This window comes from Methylosinus sporium, from assembly GCF_003113265.1.
GTDB classification, from domain to species: Bacteria; Pseudomonadota; Alphaproteobacteria; order Rhizobiales; family Beijerinckiaceae; genus Methylosinus; species Methylosinus sporium.
Genome location: NZ_PUIV01000010.1, coordinates 43,877 through 60,584, shown reverse-complemented (window position 1 = coordinate 60,584; position 16,708 = coordinate 43,877). Strand labels below are relative to the sequence as shown.

17 protein-coding genes are annotated in these 16,708 nt (G+C 65.3%); 9 read left to right on the top strand and 8 right to left on the bottom strand.

What is annotated here, in order from left to right:
- Positions 1–251 precede the first annotated feature (251 nt).
- The 6 genes from C5689_RS09000 (at position 252) to C5689_RS08975 (ending at position 5,392) form a co-directional block, all read left to right on the top strand.
- A complete protein-coding gene (locus tag C5689_RS09000) occupies positions 252–1,433 on the top strand; it encodes a PA0069 family radical SAM protein (RefSeq protein ID WP_108916936.1) in 1,182 nt (393 codons plus the stop codon).
- Between the two features lie 81 nt (positions 1,434–1,514).
- Positions 1,515–2,141 carry a ribonuclease HII gene (locus tag C5689_RS08995; protein ID WP_108916935.1) on the top strand — a complete coding sequence of 209 codons (627 nt, stop codon included), beginning with the start codon at positions 1,515–1,517 and terminating at the stop codon, positions 2,139–2,141.
- 142 nt (positions 2,142–2,283) lie between these two features.
- Positions 2,284–3,468 (top strand): site-specific DNA-methyltransferase, encoded by a 1,185-nt coding sequence (locus C5689_RS08990; RefSeq protein WP_108916934.1) that lies wholly within the window; start codon positions 2,284–2,286, stop codon positions 3,466–3,468.
- A gap of 45 nt (positions 3,469–3,513) precedes the next feature.
- Complete coding sequence (locus tag C5689_RS08985; RefSeq protein WP_108916933.1) at positions 3,514–3,849, top strand: cupin domain-containing protein; 336 nt, start codon at positions 3,514–3,516, stop codon at positions 3,847–3,849.
- 168 nt (positions 3,850–4,017) lie between these two features.
- Entirely contained in the window at positions 4,018–4,887 is an 870-nt protein-coding gene (locus C5689_RS08980) for a xanthine dehydrogenase (RefSeq protein WP_108916932.1), read from the top strand.
- 88 nt (positions 4,888–4,975) lie between these two features.
- Complete coding sequence (locus C5689_RS08975) at positions 4,976–5,392, top strand: winged helix-turn-helix domain-containing protein (protein ID WP_108916931.1); 417 nt, start codon at positions 4,976–4,978, stop codon at positions 5,390–5,392.
- Here C5689_RS08975 and C5689_RS08970 read toward each other — a convergent pair.
- Positions 5,307–5,795: a TOBE domain-containing protein gene (locus tag C5689_RS08970; protein WP_108916930.1), complete on the bottom strand. Its 489-nt coding sequence runs from the start codon at positions 5,793–5,795 to the stop codon at positions 5,307–5,309. The genes C5689_RS08975 and C5689_RS08970 overlap by 86 nt on opposite strands.
- Before the next feature lie 135 nt (positions 5,796–5,930).
- Entirely contained in the window at positions 5,931–6,122 is a 192-nt protein-coding gene (locus C5689_RS08965; RefSeq protein WP_108916974.1) for a hypothetical protein, read from the bottom strand.
- 409 nt (positions 6,123–6,531) lie between these two features.
- On the opposite strand from C5689_RS08965, the gene C5689_RS08960 reads away from it, so the two are divergent.
- Positions 6,532–7,374 (top strand): hypothetical protein, encoded by an 843-nt coding sequence (locus C5689_RS08960; RefSeq protein ID WP_108916929.1) that lies wholly within the window; start codon positions 6,532–6,534, stop codon positions 7,372–7,374.
- A gap of 21 nt (positions 7,375–7,395) precedes the next feature.
- On the opposite strand, the gene C5689_RS08955 is transcribed toward C5689_RS08960, so the two are convergent.
- Positions 7,396–7,818 (bottom strand): group III truncated hemoglobin, encoded by a 423-nt coding sequence (locus C5689_RS08955; RefSeq protein WP_108916928.1) that lies wholly within the window; start codon positions 7,816–7,818, stop codon positions 7,396–7,398.
- Positions 7,819–7,884: 66 nt separating this feature from the next.
- A complete protein-coding gene (locus C5689_RS08950) occupies positions 7,885–8,763 on the bottom strand; it encodes a helix-turn-helix transcriptional regulator (protein ID WP_108916927.1) in 879 nt (292 codons plus the stop codon).
- 284 nt (positions 8,764–9,047) lie between these two features.
- On the opposite strand from C5689_RS08950, the gene modA reads away from it, so the two are divergent.
- Complete coding sequence (gene modA / locus C5689_RS08945; RefSeq protein WP_108916926.1) at positions 9,048–9,854, top strand: molybdate ABC transporter substrate-binding protein; 807 nt, start codon at positions 9,048–9,050, stop codon at positions 9,852–9,854.
- Positions 9,855–9,941: 87 nt separating this feature from the next.
- Complete coding sequence (locus C5689_RS08940; protein WP_108916925.1) at positions 9,942–11,462, top strand: TldD/PmbA family protein; 1,521 nt, start codon at positions 9,942–9,944, stop codon at positions 11,460–11,462.
- 175 nt (positions 11,463–11,637) lie between these two features.
- Here the strand turns inward: C5689_RS08940 and C5689_RS08935 are convergent, their stop codons facing one another.
- The 4 genes from C5689_RS08935 to C5689_RS08920 all read right to left on the bottom strand — a co-directional run bounded on the left by C5689_RS08935 (position 11,638) and on the right by C5689_RS08920 (position 16,512).
- Positions 11,638–14,346, bottom strand: a complete 2,709-nt coding sequence (locus C5689_RS08935) for a TonB-dependent receptor domain-containing protein (protein ID WP_244594644.1) — start codon at positions 14,344–14,346, stop codon at positions 11,638–11,640.
- A gap of 127 nt (positions 14,347–14,473) precedes the next feature.
- Positions 14,474–15,412, bottom strand: a complete 939-nt coding sequence (locus C5689_RS08930; RefSeq protein ID WP_108916923.1) for a FecR family protein — start codon at positions 15,410–15,412, stop codon at positions 14,474–14,476.
- 85 nt (positions 15,413–15,497) lie between these two features.
- Positions 15,498–15,998, bottom strand: a complete 501-nt coding sequence (locus C5689_RS08925) for an RNA polymerase sigma factor (protein WP_244594643.1) — start codon at positions 15,996–15,998, stop codon at positions 15,498–15,500.
- 148 nt (positions 15,999–16,146) lie between these two features.
- The gene (locus C5689_RS08920; protein WP_108916921.1) at positions 16,147–16,512 is read right to left on the bottom strand and encodes a hypothetical protein; all 366 of its coding nucleotides are present in this window, start codon (positions 16,510–16,512) and stop codon (positions 16,147–16,149) included.
- Positions 16,513–16,708 lie beyond the last annotated feature (196 nt).

The window sequence follows — 16,708 nt, the reverse complement described above, 5'->3', positions numbered from 1 at the left end:
GGCGCGATCGAACGAGACGAGGAGGCTTGACGGCCCCAGAAATGTTCCATATATGTTCTGTCGTTCGGTAAATGTTCTTTGCGTCGGTAAACAAGTCCCCTCGAGTTGTAAGCGTCGCATCGAGGCTCGCGGTCGCGAGGCGCCCCAGTGTCGCGCATGGGCGTGTCGCGCCGCGAGCCGAAGCGACGCCGCGAGCCGGCGAAAGGCCGGCCGAGACGCCGGTGGAGTAGGCCGGCAAGGAGATTGTCGCCATGGCGAGCTCGGCGAAACGTCTGATCGAAAAATCGGAAAAAAGCGACTGGCGCCAAGCGGCGCAGCTGAGCCGGGAGGCGATCGGCGCGGTGGTGAATTTCTCCTCCGAGGAGCGGCCGATCGTCGATCCGGCGCGGCGGCGCGGGCGCGGCGCGCTCTCCAATGAGAGCGGCCGTTTCGAACGCGAGCGACGCATCGAGACCGATGACGGCTGGAGCTCGATCGAGGAACTCGGCGAGTTCCGCACCAATGTCCATGCCGAGCGGGCGAAGACGATCATCACGCGCAACGACTCGCCGGATATTTCCTTCGATCGCTCCATCAATCCCTATCGCGGCTGCGAGCATGGCTGCGTCTATTGCTATGCGCGGCCGAGCCACGCCTACATGGGCCTCTCGCCGGGCCTCGATTTCGAGACGGAGATTTTCGTCAAGGAGGGTGCGGCGCAATTGCTGGAGCGCGAATTGTCGGCGCGCAATTATTCGCCGAAGACCATCGCCATCGGCGCCAACACCGATCCCTATCAGCCGCTCGAGAAGCGCTATCGCATCACCCGCGGCCTGCTCGAAGTAGCGAGCCGCGCCGATCATCCGATCGGCATAGTGACGAAGAGCTCGCTGGTCGTTCGAGACATCGACATTCTCGCGCCCATGGCGCGCAAGGGCCTCGTCAAGGTCGCGATCTCGGTGACGACGCTCGATCCGGCGCTGGCGCGGGCGATGGAGCCGCGCGCCGCCTCGCCGGAGCGCCGCCTCGCCACGATCGAGCGGCTGGCCGAGGCCGGAATTCCGGTCGCGGTTCTGGTCGCGCCGATCATTCCGGCGTTCAATGACGCCGAGATCGAGACCATATTGACGCGCGCCCATGCCGCCGGCGCGCGCGAGGCCGGCTATGTGATGCTGCGCCTGCCGCTCGAGCTGCGGGAGCTGTTCAGCGAATGGCTCGTCACCCATTTCCCGGCCAAGGCCCGGCATGTGCTGTCGCTGGTGCGCTCGGCGCGCGACGGCAAGCTCTATGATCCCTCCTTCGACAAGCGCATGACGGGGGACGGCCCCTACGCATGGATGGTAGGCCGACGTTTCGAGCTCGCTTCGACGCGGCTCGGCTTCTCCCGCACGCGGCTGCGCGCCGATCTTTTTCGGCCGCCCAGCTGCGGGGCCGAGCAGCTCAGCCTTTTTTGACGGCCCGCTCGCCGATCGATTGCCTCGATCCCGCCGCTGTGTTTTTTTCAGCCGCCCCCTTTTCGACCGAGCCGAGCGCATATGCCCCCACATTTTCTCACCGAAACGCGCATTCTGCGCGACGGCGCTCGGCCGGTCGCCGGCGTCGACGAGGTCGGACGCGGCCCGCTCGCGGGGCCGGTCGCGGCGGCGGCGGTGATTCTCGATCCACGCCGCCTGCCGGAGGGGATCGACGATTCCAAAGCGCTGTCGGCCAAGGCGCGGGAGGCGGCCTTCGAGCGCATCGCCGCGAGCGCGCTGGCGATCGGCGTCGCCTTCGCCAGCGTAGAGGAGATCGACCGGCTGAACATCCGCCGGGCGACGCTGCTCGCAATGGGGCGGGCGGTGGGGGCGCTGCATGTCACGCCGAATTACGTGCTGGTCGACGGCCGTGATTTGCCGAAGCTCGCTTGCCCGGGCGAGGCGATCGTCAAAGGAGACGCGCTGTCGCTTTCTATCGCGGCGGCGTCGATCGTCGCCAAAGTCGCGCGCGACCGCCAGATGCGCCGGCTCGCCGCGCTCTATCCTCATTACGGATTCGAGACCAACGCAGGCTATGGCACGGCGGAGCATCTCGCAGCACTGCGCATACATGGCCCGACGCCCTTCCATCGCATGAGCTTCGCGCCGCTGCGGGAGCCGCGCCTCGGCGGCGCCGGCGTGTCATGATGTTTCGTAAATAACTGGTGAACTTGCGATTTCTTAACGAAGGCGTGCGGAAAAGAGACAGCCGCGCATGGGCTCTCTAAACCCGGCTTTTACCGCGATCGGGCATTGTTCGCAGCGTTGGTTGCGTAGCCGGTGATTGTCCATGAGTAGCGCGCGCGTCGGGGCGACCCGCCCCAAGTCCCAGATAAAGGTCTCGCGTACTGGGATGTCGAATTTCGGGTCGCCTCGCGCGCCGAAGCGCGCGATGTCGCGTAACGAGGTCGTCGTCGGCGACAGCGTCGAGGCGATGCTCGGCCTGCCGGAGGCGAGCGTCGATCTCGTCTTCGCCGACCCGCCCTATAATCTCCAGCTCGCCAGCCGGCTCACCCGGCCGGATCAGAGCGTCGTCGACGCGGTCGATGACGATTGGGACAAATTCGCCGATTTCGCCGCCTATGACGCCTTCACCCGCGACTGGCTGGCGGCGGCGCGGCGGGCGATGAAGCCGAGCGCCACTATTTTCGTCATCGGCTCCTATCACAATATATTCCGCGTCGGCGCGATCATGCAGGACCTCGGGTTCTGGATATTGAACGACATCGTCTGGCGGAAGAACAATCCCATGCCCAATTTCCGCGGCCGTCGCTTCACCAATGCGCATGAGACGCTGATCTGGGCGGCGCGCGACGCTTCGGCGCGCAATTACACCTTCCATTACGAGGCGCTGAAGGCTGGCAATGAGGATTGCCAGATGCGCTCCGACTGGCTGCTGCCGATCTGCTCGGGCGGAGAACGCCTCAAGGATTCGGCCGGCCGCAAGACGCATCCGACGCAAAAGCCCGAGGCTCTCCTCGCCCGGATCATCCTCGCCGCCTCCAATCCCGGCGATCTCGTGCTCGATCCCTTCTTCGGCTCCGGCACGACCGGGGCGGTCGCTCGGCTGCTCGGCCGCGATTACCTCGGCATAGAGCGCGAGCAGACCTATGCCGAGGCGGCGCGGGCGCGAATTGCGGCGATCACGCCGCTTCCCGCCGTGGCGGTGGCGCCGGCGCCCTCCAAACGCAATGAGCCGCGCATCGCTTTCGCCAGCGTCGTCGAGGCGGGGCTCGTCGCCCCCGGCGTGACGCTCACCGACGCCAAGGGGCACCACAAGGCCGTCGTGCGCGCCGACGGCGCTTTGGCGATCGGCCCGATCGTCGGCTCGATTCACAAGACCGGCGCCTTGGTTCAAGGCCTGCCCGCCTGCAACGGCTGGACCTTCTGGCATTTCGAATCCGGCGCCGGTCTCGCGCCGATCGACGAATTGCGCGCGGTGGCGCGCGCACGTCTGCGCGACGCCGCGGAATAGTCGCATCGCGGCGATGCGCGGACCAACGCCCGCAGCGGAGGTCATATGCGCCTCGGGAATATTTTCGTCGATCTGCCGGAAAAGGCGGAGCAGGAGCAGTTTCTGCCTCTGCTCGCCGCGCCGGGCGTCCGCCTCGAGCGAATCGTCTCCTTCGGCCAGGCCAGTCCGCCCGGCTTCTGGCACGATCAGGAGGAGGCCGAATGGGTGATCCTGCTCGCCGGCTCCGCCGGTCTTCGATTCGCCGATCGCGACGAGGTTCTGACCCTCGCGCCCGGCGATTATCTCGAAATCCCCGCGCATCGCCGCCATCGCGTCGAATGGACCGATGCGACGCTGCCGACCGTCTGGCTCGCCGCACATTTTCGCGCCGACGGCGCCTGAGCGCCCGACAAACGGTCGGAAACCGCCACTGTTATATACGCGACAATATAGGTGCGTCGCGTGAGCGGGCGCTGTGAATTTTTATATCATATTGAAAAATAATAATAATATATCCGCCTTAGCGCTGGCGCGCCGCTTGCTTCCGACTGCCCAGATCAGGAGTGAGCGATGCGCCCTCGACACGAAATTGCGACGCCGCGGCGGAAACGACCGCTGGCCGTCATTTTAGGAACGAATGAGATCGCCTCGGCGGTCGCCGTGCATATGAATCGGATCGGCTGGGCCTGCGTGCTCAGCCATGACGCGTTTCCGCCGGTCATCCGCCGCCAGATGGCGTTCAACGACTGCCTCTATGGCGAGCGCATCACGCTCGAAGAGGTAGAGGCCGAACGCGCCGATTCGACGATCGAACTCGTCGAAATTCTCGACTACACGACCAAGGTCGCCGTGACGCCGCTGCAGTTCCACGATCTCGTGGCCATTCGGACGGCCCATGCGCTGGTCGATGCGCGGATGCAGAAATATCGGGCCACGCCCGATCTGCGCCATTTGGCCAAAGTGGCGGTCGGCCTCGGGCCCAATTTCGCCGTCGGCCGCAATTGCGACATTGCGATCGAGACCAAGCCTGCGCAGGAGGGCCTCATTATCCAGGAGGGGGCCACCGAGCCGGCGGACCATGTCCCCAATCGTCTCGGCGATGTCGGCGAGGAGCGCTTCGCCTATTCCCAAAAGCCGGGCCTGTGGCATTCCGCCGTCGATATCGGCGTCCGCGTGTTCAAGGATTTCGTCGTCGGCCATTTGAACGGCGAGCCGGTGACCGCGCCGCTCGACGGCGTGCTGCGCGGCGTCGTCCGCGACGGGCTGCATATTCCCGCCGGGGTCAAATTGCTCGAGATCGATCCACGCGGCCGCTCGGCCAAATGGACCGGCATAGACGAGCGTTCGGCGCTGGTCGCGAGCGGCGTCAGCCGGGCGATTCGCATCGAACTCGCCAAGCAGAATGCGACGCGGATCGAGGGGCCCTTCGTCGCCCACTGACAATCCTGTCCCGTATGTGACAGCAGCGTCGTATTTCAGCTATATTTTGTTCGATACAGATCGCGGCGTCTTAAGGAGGCCCGGGACGATGCGAACAGACGCGGATGCGCCGCAGGTCGGCGTGATTTTGAAGCTGCCCAATGGCGGAGTTCTCGCTCCGGCGGACCTTGAACTGATCGACGCGCTGCGCAAGGAGCGATCGATCATCGGGGCGAGCCGTGCGCTCGGCGTGTCCTATCGCAAATGCTGGCTGTCGGTGGATGCGCTCAACCGCACTTTCGAAAGTCCGGTGGTGGCGACGTTTCCAGGACGACGCGAGGGCGGGGCGGAGATCACGCCCTTCGGCGAGCGGCTGGTGAGCGTCTATCGCTCGATCGAGCGCCATGCCGCCAATTCGGCCAAGCGCACCTTGGACGAGATCATCGGCGCGCTCGATTGGTCCTATCAGAAGACGGCCAGTGACGCGGAAACGGAGCCTCGTCGGGATCGAGCGTCCGGCCGCTGATCGCGACGGCCTTGATCATGGCCCAGGCCGAGAGTCCCTCGACCAGCGCCAGGCGCTCCACCGATTCATGGGTGATCAGCGCGTCTATGCGGGCGCCGCCGAGCGACAGGCTCGCGCGCGTGAAGGGCGGCGGCAGAAAATCCAGCTCGACGATCTCGGCCGGCAGGCGATTGAGGATGGAGACATCCATCGGCCGCGAAAGGGCGAGGGAGACGTCGCGGGCGTCGATCTCCACCTCGATCGCGGCTCCGACGGCGGCGTCGACCAAGGGCACGCGCAATTCGCCGCCGGCGAAAAACAGCGTGGAAAGGCCGACGTCCGGCTCGTGCCGCAGCACGCGCGCCGGGAAGATCGATACGTAATCGTGGGTCTGCGCAAAGAGCGGCGTCTTCTTGTCCAGCATGATCGCCGAACTAGCGAGAAATACGCCAATCTCATATTTTATGGGGGAAATGCGCGTTTTAGCGATGAAAATGCGCGATCCGGCGGCTTTTTCGCCGGGATACGGACGCCGCGCGGCGGCGTCCGTTTCGAATGCTCAGTTCGGATTGCGGGCGGCGATCGCCTCATATTCCACGCGCGTCAGGCGGAAATAGCCGCGGCCGCCGGCGCGCGTCTCGAATTTGGAGCCGGCGCGCTCGCACAGCAGCTTGAACCAGGCCTGCTTGTCGAGATGGGCGGGAAGGCCATTGATTTCCCAGACGGTCGTATCGGGGCGGAAACGCACCATGATTATAACGTTGTCGCCGACCGCGGTCGCGACGGAGACGTCCTTTTCCGCCGGCTCGGCAGCCGGGGGAACAATCGCGACATGGCCGACTTCCGTCGAGACCTCTGAAGAAACATTCGGTTGCACATCGTCCTCCATCTTCGCCGTGTTGCGCGGCGCTCTCTGTTTCCCGGGCTTCGACGGATCGGCGAGCCGACGTCTCGTTCCGAGGCGCTCCTTTCTATGCGAGCCGTATACCAGAATATATTGCAAAGCTTCCAAGCTGGCGCGTCTTCGCCTGCGGCATAAGGTCACCCTCGCTACGAGCCTCGCGAACGCCGACGTCGCGCGATCGGCGCCCTTTCCGCGCGAAGGGCCAGATTCTTGCTAGTCTCAAAAATCCGTATCACCTCAGCCGAAGTGAGCCGTCATGTCCGACAGACATTCCTGCGTTCTCGTTCTCGGCATCGGCGAAACGGCCTCAGCCATCGCGCGTGAGCTGTTCCTCGCCGATCATATCGTGGCTCTCCACGAGGCGGCGCCGCCGCCGGATCTCCGCCGCAAGATGACCTTCGCGGACGCCTGGTTCGACGGTTCCAGCGTGCTCGAGGGGGTGGAGGCGCGCCGCGCCGATCTCGTCGCCGAATTCATGCTCGGCCTGCGAAGCCGCATGTTCGTTCCGGTGCTGACGCATCCGCTCAATGAAATATTGGAGCGATGGCCCTGGGAAGTCGTCGTCGACGCCGAGATGACGCCGCGCAAGGAGCCGTTCTCCATCAAAAATCTCGCCGGCCTCACCATTGGCGTGGCCCCCGGATCGATCCCCGGCGAGAATTGCGATCTCGCAATAGACGGCTATGGCAAGGATCCCGGCGCGATAAGGCGCCCCGACGAGGGGCCCGGGCCGAGCTGCGAGGCGGACCCGCCGGACGCCGAGCCGGTGCGCGCGCCGATCGCCGGACTGTTCAAAATGTTCAAGGATATCGGCAATGTCGTCGAGGCCGGCGAAGCTTTCGGCGCGATCGACGGCGTTCCGGTTCCCGCTCCCTATGGCGGCCGCATTCGCGGCATCGTCAAGCAGGGCCGGGCGGTGGCCGTCGGCACGCCGCTCGCCGATATCGCCGCCTCCAGCGGGGCGCAGGTCGCCGGCATGAGCGCGCGCAATCGGCTCATCGCCCGCGGCGTTTCTTTCGCGATCGAAATGCAGGCGGAAGGTTGGACGCCCTTTTCCTGGGACGCTTTTCTCGAAGGCGGCGGCGGCCTCTCGATCTGAGGCCGCGCCGGCGCGCTCGCCTCAGCGCGGCGGCAGCCGCGAGGGCTTGCCATCCGCGCCTGTGAAGGGAAACAGCCCGCCCTGGAAACATTGCGACATATGTGTCGCTTTGGCGACGGCCTGCTCCGCCTGCTCGGAGGGTAGGTTCTCGCGCACCGATTGCGTGAACAACTCCAGCCAGCGGGCGAAATGCTCGGGCTCGACCGGCAGATTTATGTGAACCGCGAAAGGATGGCCCTGATAGCGCTCGGTGCCGAGCAGCGATTTCGACCAAAAGGCGGCGATGACGTCGAGATGCTGGTCGAGCTCCGGGATCGCGCCGAAGATCGGGCCGAGCAGCGGATCGGCGAGGCCCTTGTCATAAAAGGAGCGAACGCAGGTCGCGATCGCGGCTTCGATCGCCGCGTGCTCGGCGTCGGCGGTCGAGACGGTGGAAGCTGACATGTCTATCCTCCTGTTCCCTATGTAATACAGCAAGGCGGGCGCGGGCGCGCATCCGCTTCGGCGGCGCTAATCGGCGTTGTAGCGCACGGAGCCGAACTGCGAGACGTCATAGCCCCCGAGCTGCGTGGCGCGCTCTGAAAACGCCTCGCTCGCGCAAAAGCGCATGAGCGTCTGCCAAGGCGGATCGAAATAGGCCTTGCGCCAGACCACGAGATCGAAGCGCTCGACGATCTGCGGCGCGAATTCGAGGCCGAATTGGCGGGCGGAGGCCTCGAGTCCGAGGCCGATGTCGGCGCGGCCTGCGGCGATGGCCGAGGCGAGGTCGGTCTCCGAGCGCTCCACTGCGGGAACGAGTCGCAGATGCTCGCGCTTCATTCCGGCGCGCTCGAGCAAGACGGAGAGGATGAGCTCGCTGCCGGCCTCCGGCTGGCGCGATTGAAAGGAGAGGTCGCGCGCGTCGGCGAGCTCGGCGATTCGTCGGGGAAGCCCCTTGCGATACATCAGCCCGCGGCGGCGCTTCGCCCATTCTATGACCACCACCGGCTCGCCGGCCAGTCGCTTGGCGGCGGTCTCGATATTCCAGCCGCCATCGTCTTCGGGAATATGCAGGCCGGCGGCGATGCAGCCGCCCGCAGCGGCGCGCTCCAGCCCGTCCAGCGCGCCATCCAGCAGGGCGGCGACGCCGCAGCGCGATTCGCGCAACGCCCATTCGAGCAGCGGATCATGGCCGCCGGCGACGACGAGCGGACGCGTCGCAGCCTCGGCGCGCGCCATTCGGCCGCTCGCGCCCGCGGTCAGCCACTCTTCGATTTCCGCTCGCGGAAACAGCAGCTTCCCGGTAACGCGGCGGACCGGCAAGGCGCCTTCCGCGGCGAGATCATAGACCTTGCGTTCCTTGACGCGCAAAAGGGCGGCGAGTTCGCGCGTCGTGAGAAATTCAGACATTGTGTGTTTTTTCCCGAGATACGGAAAAATAACATGTCATCCGGCCGCCGACAATCGCGCGAGCCGAGCCGCCGCGATCCGGCCTCCGATTCGAGCTGTCCGAACGAAACGCAGAGCTTTGTGATCGAAGCCGCCGCCGCGCGAACGCCGCTCCCTCCGTCTGGTCCTCGCGATTCTGGATCTGCTTTTTCATGCGAAATTATGCAAAAGACTCTCCGTTAGGCAAAATATATGCATAACTACGGTCAGGCTCACACATCGGGCCGATCATCGGAGACGTTCTCATGGTCAAAATGGCAAGTCTGGCGCTCGTCGCCGCTTTTCTGTCGCTGAATATTCCGCAAGTCCGCGCCGAGGCTCCGGCGGCGAGCGCCGACAAGGCGAGCGGCGCCAAGACAGTCACCGTATTCGCCGCCGCGAGCTTGAAAAATGCGCTCGACGAGGCGGCCGCGACCTTCAAGAAGAAGACGGGCGTCGAAGTGTCGATCAGCTATGCGGCCTCTCTGCCGCTGGCCAAGCAGATCGAATCGGGCGCGCCGGCGGATATTTTCATCTCGGCCGATGTTGCTTCCGCCGATTATCTCTCCTCGCGCGGCCTGTTGAAGGAAGGCACGCGCACCAATCTCCTCGGCAACAGCCTCGTGCTGGTCGCGCCGAAGATCGCCAACATAAAGAAGCTCGCGCTGGACAAGGCCTCGCTGCTCGGCGCGCTCGGCGAAAGCGGCCGCATCACCACCGGCGACCCGGCCTCGGTGCCGGTCGGCAAATACGCCAAGGCGGCCTTGCAGCAGCTCAAGCTTTGGGAAGATCTCGAGCCGCGCTTCGCTTTTGCGGAGAATGTGCGCGCCGCTCTGCTCTTCGTCGCGCGCGACGAGGTTCCGCTCGGCATCGTCTATCTGACAGATGCGAATTCGGAGCCGAAGACCACGGTCGTCGCCACATTCCCGGCCTCGAGCCACCCGCCGATCGTCTATCCTTTCGCGATGACCGCCTCTTCGACGAGCGAATCCGCGGCGAAATTCTTCGCCTTTCTGAAGGGCCCGGAAGCCGCCGGTTCCTATAAGAAGCAGGGCTTCTCCGTTTTGCATTGACGCAAAAAAAACAGGTCGAGGGCGTCATCGGCGCTTTCGCCTTTCCCTCGCCGCCGCCGCGAGGTTATCCTCGGCGGCGAGGGACCCATGACCGTAGCGCGAGATTTCTTGTCGATTCGCCGGGGGGCGCCGTGTCGCCTCGATCGCGGCCGTCTCGCCGCTCTCGCCGAGCGGGCGCTCGCCGCCGCTCTGCGGGCGGGCGCCGCCTATGCCGACATACGCATCGGCGAAACGCGCCGCCAATTCATCCAGGCCAAGGAGGAGCGGCTCGACGAATTCTTCGAGAGCGCCGACCCGGGCTTCGGCCTGCGTGTGCTCGTCGACGGTTGCTGGGGCTTTTATGGCGCGCGCGCGCTGGAGCCGGCCGTCCTGGACGCCGCGGTGGAGCGCGCCATTCACAACGCCCGCGCCGTCGCGCCCATTCGCGTCGCGCCTGTGCGTCTCGAGGAGACGCAGCCGCATGTCGCCGAATGGATCATGCCGGTCGGCGTCGATCCTTTCGCGGTCGACGCTACGTCGAAGGTCGAGCGCCTCGTCGCCATCAACGCCGCAGCGCTGGCGGCGGGCGCGGATTATTGCGTCTCGTCCTTTTCTTTCGCCACCGAGGAGCGGCTCTTCGCCGACAGCCGCGGCAGCCGCATCTTCCAATCGCGCACGCGCACGCAGCCTTCTTTCGAGGTCACGCTGATCGACAAGGCCTCCGGCCGTTTCGAGACGCGCGAGAGTCTCGCGCCGGCGCGCGCCGCCGGCTGGGACTATGCGCTCTCCTGCGATCTTCTCGGCGAGGCGCGTCAGGCCGTCGAGGATGCGCGAAGAAAGCTCGACGCCAAGCCCGTCGAGGCGGGCGTGACCGATGTCGTCATCGATCCCACCAATCTCTGGCTCACCATTCACGAGACCGTCGGCCATTCGACCGAGCTCGATCGCGCGCTCGGCTGGGAGGCGAATTTCGCCGGCACCTCCTTCGTCAAGCCGCATATGCTGAACACTCTGCGCTTCGGCAGCGAGCTGATGACGATCAAAGCCGATCGCTCGCAGGAGGGCGGGCTCGCCAGCATCGCCTTCGACGACGATGGCGCGCCGCGCGAATGCGCCGAATTCGAGATCGTCTCCGAAGGCGTGTTCCGCAATTATCAAATGGCGATGGGCCAGGCGCATCTCATCGGCGCCGAGCGCTCCAATGGCTGCGCCTATGCGGACGACCCGACCGCCTTTCCCATTCAGCGAATGCCCAATATCTCGCTCGCGCCCAATAGCGCGGCGTGCTCGCTCGAGCAACTGATCGGCGGCGTCGAAAAGGGGCTCTATATCGTCGGCGCGGGAAGCTGGAGCATCGATCAGCAACGCGACAATTTCCAATTCGGCGGGCAGATGTTCTACGAGATAAGGGACGGAAAGCTCGGCGAGCCGGTGCGCGACGCCGCCTATCAGGGGCGCACGGTTTCGTTCTGGAATTCGCTCGACGGACTCGGCGACGCCTCCACCTATCGGCTCTGCGGCACGTTCACTTGCGGCAAGGCGGAGCCGATGCAGCTCGCACCCGTGTCGCATGGCGCGCCGGCGGCGCGCTTCCGCGGCGTGACGGTGCTGAACACCGCGCGCGACTGAAATCCTTCACGCCGAAGGCCCCTCCCTCACCCTCCCCCGCTTCGCGGGAGAGGGAAGGCGGCGACGTGTCGCGAACCATCGATGAAGCGCGCGATCTGCTCCCTCTCCCGCGTAGCGGGGGAGGGCTGGGGAGGGGGCGCGCGCATTTTGGCTTTTATCGACGCGCGCGCGACATTCAGAATTTGAACTTCACTCCTCCGATGAAAGCCCGCGGCGAGCCGGCGATGATCGACGCGCCGGTCGAATTGGCGAGCAAAATCGCCGGCGTCTGCACCGCGGTTCCCGTCATCAGCGTGTTGGTCAGCACATTGGCGCCGGCGACATAGGTGCGGTCGAAGAGATTCTTCACATCGAAATAGACTTCTATGTTCTTCACATAGCTGTCCGCGATGGCGCGGCTGTAATGCGCATTGAGATTGACGAGCCCATAGCCCGGGATCGACGTCAGATTGGCGTTGTCGATCGTGTAGGAGCTCTTGAACACATATTCGACGAAAGCGCCGAGCCCTTTGAAATCGCCATCCGGAATGTCATAGCCGGCGCGGCTCGTCAGAGTATGCGTCGGCACATTGGGGATGCGGTTGCCAGCGCGATTATAAGAGACGGTCGCAGAGAGACTGTCCCAGAAATTGGTGAAATACTGGTCGTTATAGGCATAGGCTGCGATGAAGCGCCAACCGTCGAAGGGCCGCCAATCGACGCTCGCTTCGACGCCGCGATGGATAGAGGAGGGCGCATTGAGCTGATAGCTGACGAGGCCATTCGATTGCGTGAGGATCTCGTTGCGGAACCATTCGTGATAGAGCGTGACGCTCGCCGTCAGATTTTTCGCCGGAGTCCAATCGACGCCGAGATCGACGCCCATATTGGTCTGCGCCTTCAGCGACGTATTGTTGCCCGCGCCCGTCGGCGTATTGGTGAGATACATAAAATTGGGCGTGCCATAGCCCGTCGCATAGCGCGCGCGGAATTGCCATTCCGGGCTCATGCGATAAGTGAGCGAGGCTTCGGGCGCCGTGTTCCAATAGTCGTTGTCGACGCCGACCTGCGTCGGCAGCGTCATGGTTCCGTTGCTCGCGTAATTATAGACGCTGTAGACGCCCGAGATTCTGTTCCAATTCGAGCTGAAGCCGATCGCCGCGGTGAGCTGCGGCGTCAGGGCGATTTCTTCGCGCGCGCGAATGCCGAGATTGGAGTGATTGGATTCGATATTGCCGACCGCGCCGCCGATCGCGCCGTAGCCCCATACATTGGGAACCTGCGAATACAGCGGATTGACGCTTTTGAGGCCGTCGTAGAAGAAGCCGAGATAATGGGTCGCCGGCAGGCCGAAGATCGCGCCGTGATTGGTGATGTCGGTGGAGGCGCTGAGGCCATAGGACGGGCCGCGGATCGCGACCGGCCCGCCGAGGCCGCCGAAAACGGCGGGGCCGACCTTCGGCGGCGGCCAGGTGCTGTTGATGTAATCGAGATAATCATAGGTGAATTGCGTGCGCCATGTGGTGGCGTTGTCGAAGTCGTGCTCATAGCGCAAGCCGACGATATCGCGCATCACATGCCAATGCGTGCCGAGCTGCCAGACGCTCTGGTTCGAGAGACCCGATGTCGCGCCGGTGAAGGAGCCGTTCGCCGGCACATAGAGATTGTTGCAGAAGGGCAGATTGGCGGGCGTCGCTATGCGGCAGTCGACATTCTTGCCATAGGGATTTTTGTAGAATTGCGTCAGCGAGCTGCGGTTCATGAATTCCGCGAAGGAGCTGCTGGCGAGAAATTTGAACGTCAGCCGATCGGTCGGAACGGGCGTCCAGGTCGCCAGCACCTTGCCCTGGTCGAAGGAATGCGCGCCGCGGGCGAGATAGCCGTCGCCGCGCGTGTCGGAGCCGAAGACCGCAATGTCGAGATCGCCGAGATCGCGATCCGTGATCTTTTTTCCGGCGCGCAGATAATTGTTGAAATAGCCGAAGCTGCCGAATTCCGAGCCCGTCTCGACGCCGTCGATCTCCTTGCCCGTCAGGCTGCGGAAATTGATCGCGCCGCCATAGGCGTAATTGCCGAACATAGCCGAAGAGGGGCCACGATAGACGTCGACGCCGGAGAAGGAATGGGGGTCCAGCATGTCGGTGCGGCCGTTGCCGTCCGCGGTGACGATGGGGAATCCGTCCTCATAGAGCATGATGTTGCGGACGGTGAAAGGATAGGTCATGCCGAGCCGATTGCCGGAGCCGCGGATCGATGGCAGCAGCTCGCGCGGCATCGTGCCTTGCGAGATGGAGACGCCGGGACTGTATTGCAGCATGTCCTGCACGGTCTGCATCGGCGTCGTTTCGAGGAATTTGTGATCGACCGTCGTCACGGTCTGCCCGGGCGGATCGCGGTAGATCGGCAGCTTGGCGCGCTCGGCGTCGAAGCCAGGCGCGGTGGAGACGCCGCTCGCGCGTTTTTGCTCCGCGCCGATGTCGATGGGCGGCAGCTCGGCTCCGCTGGCGTCGGTCATGGTTCCGCGCGCGGCCTGCGCGAGAATGATGGAGACGGAGCGTCCATTCTCCGACAGGCGATAGGAGAGGCCGGTTCCCGAGAGCAGCCGGTCGAGCCCTTCGCGCACCGAATAGGCGCCGACGACGCCGCGCGTTCTCATCGCCTCTGTGAGGCGCACGTCGAAGACGATATGCAGCCCGCTGCGGTCGGCGAAGGCGTTGAGCGCCGTCTCCATGGCGCCGGCGGGAATGCGGTAGTCGCGCAGCGTCCCGTCGCGCTCCTGCGGCGAGATGGAGGCCTGCGCGCTCGTCACCGGAGCCTCGGCCCCGAGCGTCATCGCGCTCAGCGCCAAGGCGATCGCCGTCGAACTCATATTCACGCCCTCGCCGACCGACTTCTTCCTCGCCATGGCCATTTCGTCCCGCCGTCGTAACGCCCGCCATAGAGTTCGGGCTCTCGGGAACAGGACGCGGCAGGCGGAAAAAGCGGAACCTCCTACGCTCGAAAAAATTCGTGCGCCGATGAAGCGTTCGAATTCAATACAGAAGGATCAGATAGCTGGTGACATGGATGGCGCGCAGGCCGAGCGAGGCCTCTATCTCCGCCAAGGATTGCAGCGCGTCTTCCTGCGCGCCGAAGACGCCGGAGATGCGGCGGGCGCAGATCGCGCGATCGACGCAATAAATATAGCCGCGATGATAGCGGCCGAGCGCGGCGAGCACATCGCCGAGCGGCTGCCGATTGACGATGAGCTTGCCGCGCCGCCAGGCGGTGGCCGTGTCGATATCGACCGCCTCCGGCGCGCGCGCCGGCGCGTCGCGCTCGAAGGCGGTCTGCTGGCCCTCTTCGACGATCATGGTCTTGCCGCCGCTGGCGACGCCGACGCGGTGCTCCGTCACAGTGACGCGTGCGCCGCTTTTTTCCAGCGCCACATCGAAGGCGGTGCCGAGCGCGGTCACGCGGCCGTCGCCCGCCTCGACCACGAAGGGGCGCGAAGCGTCCGGCGCCACATCGAACCAGGCTTCGCCCGAGAGCAGCCGGAGCCGCCGCTCGCCAGCCGAATAGCGCGAAGCGATGGCGGAGCGCGAGTCGAGCAGAACATGCGAGCCGTCGTCCAGCGTCACCAGACGCTTCTCGCCGACGCCGGTGAAGTGGTCGGCTTCCAGCCGCAGGGCGATTTCATCGTAAGAGGCGAAGACCGCGACCGCCGCCGCGAAGGCGAGGGCCGCCGCCCGCATCCCGCGCGTGGCGCGCGGCGCCGGCGGCGTGCGGCGGGCGGGGCTCATGCCGGCGAGATGGCCGTACATATGGAGCACCTCGTCGAAAGCCGCGGCATTGGCCGGCGCGGCGCGCCAAGCCTCGAAGGCGGCCGTCTCCTCGGCCGAGAGCTTCCCCTCGCGCAAGCGCACGAACCATTCGATCGCGGCGTCCCCGGATTCGTCCGGCGCGGGTTCTCTCGCCTTATGCCCGGTCATCTCTCCATCCGTCCTCGAGGCGCCGCGCGCGACAGTATAGATGACGCGGCCCCGGCGCGAGGCGGAACCTCGAAGCGGGAAAAAATCACTCGGCGTCGCTCCGCAGCGCGGCGCGGCAGGCGCGCAGCGCGAGGCTGACGTGCTTGCGCGCCATGCGGTCGGATATGTCCATCCGCCGCGCCACCTCGGCGAGCGGGACGTCATTATAGATGTGCAGATCGAAGGCCTCGCGACAGCGCGGCGGCAATGCCTCCATGGCCGCCTTCAGCAGCGCCGAGCGCCGCTCGTAGTCGAGCCGCTCCTCGATGGGCGTTTCCGGCGCCGGCGGATCGATCACATAGTCGCCGAATTGGAGGCAGCCCGCCTCCGTCTTGCGGCGGCGGGCGAAATCACGGGCGAGATTGACCGCGATCTGCTTGAGAAAGGCCGGCGGGTCCTCGATGGTCTCGGGCCGGTCGTGGCGGACCATGCGCAGAAAGGTCTCCTGCAGCAGATCGGGCGCATCGACCGCCCCGACTTTGCGCACGAGAAAGCCGAAGAGATCGCGCTTATGGGCGAGGAACAGCTCGCGAAGCCGCCGAGCCACGGATTCCGGCTCGGCGTCCGCAGGCGGATCGCCGCGCGACGAGATCGATCGAGACAAAGTGGGACGCCCTGGCTGGCGCGCGAACGCGATTGATCCGAAAAGTCGAGCGAGGCCGTCCGCCCGGGAGGGGCGGCGGCATTCGAGTTTTCTAAGCCGATGGCGGCGCGCGCGAGGACCAGGAGCTCGCCCAGCCGAGCGGCGGCGCGCGCGGCGACAGCGCGCGCGCTCCGATGCTGGCGACTCCGTCGGGCCGCAGCGGGAGCGGCGCGGAGATGGGCGCGAGCGCGGGGGGCTCGACGCTCCGGTCCGTGCACAGGACGCAATGATGCTCGCCGATATGATGGGCGATGGGCCGGCCGTCGCTGTCGCGGACGGCGGCGCAGAGAGAGCTCGCCGATAGTCCCGGGCCGGCGGAGCCATGCGCGCGCGCCATCGAGCCGAAGAGCGCGACGGCCTGCAAGAGGGCGAGAAACACCGTGGCGCAGGCGAGGAGCCGGCGCGGCTGGCGGCGCATGGAGGAAAATGTCCTCATCGGCGGCAAAAATAGGTCCGCGGGAATTCCCCGGTCAATGATCGGGCGCGGGCGCGGCCGAATATCGGCCGGCTGTTGCGCGGCGGACACAGTGCCGGTCGCGCCGGAAGGCTTTCGGGCGAGGACCGTCCATCTTATCATGCGACCGCCAGCGGCCGCCGGCGCCGCCGAAGAGAGA

Coding starts and splice junctions, on each gene's coding strand:
- C5689_RS09000 (WP_108916936.1), top strand. CDS start 252: ATGGCGAGCTCGGCGAAACGTCTGATCGAAAAATCGGAAAAAAGCGAC.
- C5689_RS08995 (WP_108916935.1), top strand. CDS start 1,515: ATGCCCCCACATTTTCTCACCGAAACGCGCATTCTGCGCGACGGCGCT.
- C5689_RS08990 (WP_108916934.1), top strand. CDS start 2,284: ATGAGTAGCGCGCGCGTCGGGGCGACCCGCCCCAAGTCCCAGATAAAG.
- C5689_RS08985 (WP_108916933.1), top strand. CDS start 3,514: ATGCGCCTCGGGAATATTTTCGTCGATCTGCCGGAAAAGGCGGAGCAG.
- C5689_RS08980 (WP_108916932.1), top strand. CDS start 4,018: ATGCGCCCTCGACACGAAATTGCGACGCCGCGGCGGAAACGACCGCTG.
- C5689_RS08975 (WP_108916931.1), top strand. CDS start 4,976: ATGCGAACAGACGCGGATGCGCCGCAGGTCGGCGTGATTTTGAAGCTG.
- C5689_RS08970 (WP_108916930.1), bottom strand. CDS start 5,795: ATGCTGGACAAGAAGACGCCGCTCTTTGCGCAGACCCACGATTACGTA.
- C5689_RS08965 (WP_108916974.1), bottom strand. CDS start 6,122: ATGGTGCGTTTCCGCCCCGATACGACCGTCTGGGAAATCAATGGCCTT.
- C5689_RS08960 (WP_108916929.1), top strand. CDS start 6,532: ATGTCCGACAGACATTCCTGCGTTCTCGTTCTCGGCATCGGCGAAACG.
- C5689_RS08955 (WP_108916928.1), bottom strand. CDS start 7,818: ATGTCAGCTTCCACCGTCTCGACCGCCGACGCCGAGCACGCGGCGATC.
- C5689_RS08950 (WP_108916927.1), bottom strand. CDS start 8,763: ATGTCTGAATTTCTCACGACGCGCGAACTCGCCGCCCTTTTGCGCGTC.
- modA (WP_108916926.1), top strand. CDS start 9,048: ATGGTCAAAATGGCAAGTCTGGCGCTCGTCGCCGCTTTTCTGTCGCTG.
- C5689_RS08940 (WP_108916925.1), top strand. CDS start 9,942: ATGACCGTAGCGCGAGATTTCTTGTCGATTCGCCGGGGGGCGCCGTGT.
- C5689_RS08935 (WP_244594644.1), bottom strand. CDS start 14,346: ATGGCGAGGAAGAAGTCGGTCGGCGAGGGCGTGAATATGAGTTCGACG.
- C5689_RS08930 (WP_108916923.1), bottom strand. CDS start 15,412: ATGACCGGGCATAAGGCGAGAGAACCCGCGCCGGACGAATCCGGGGAC.
- C5689_RS08920 (WP_108916921.1), bottom strand. CDS start 16,512: ATGCGCCGCCAGCCGCGCCGGCTCCTCGCCTGCGCCACGGTGTTTCTC.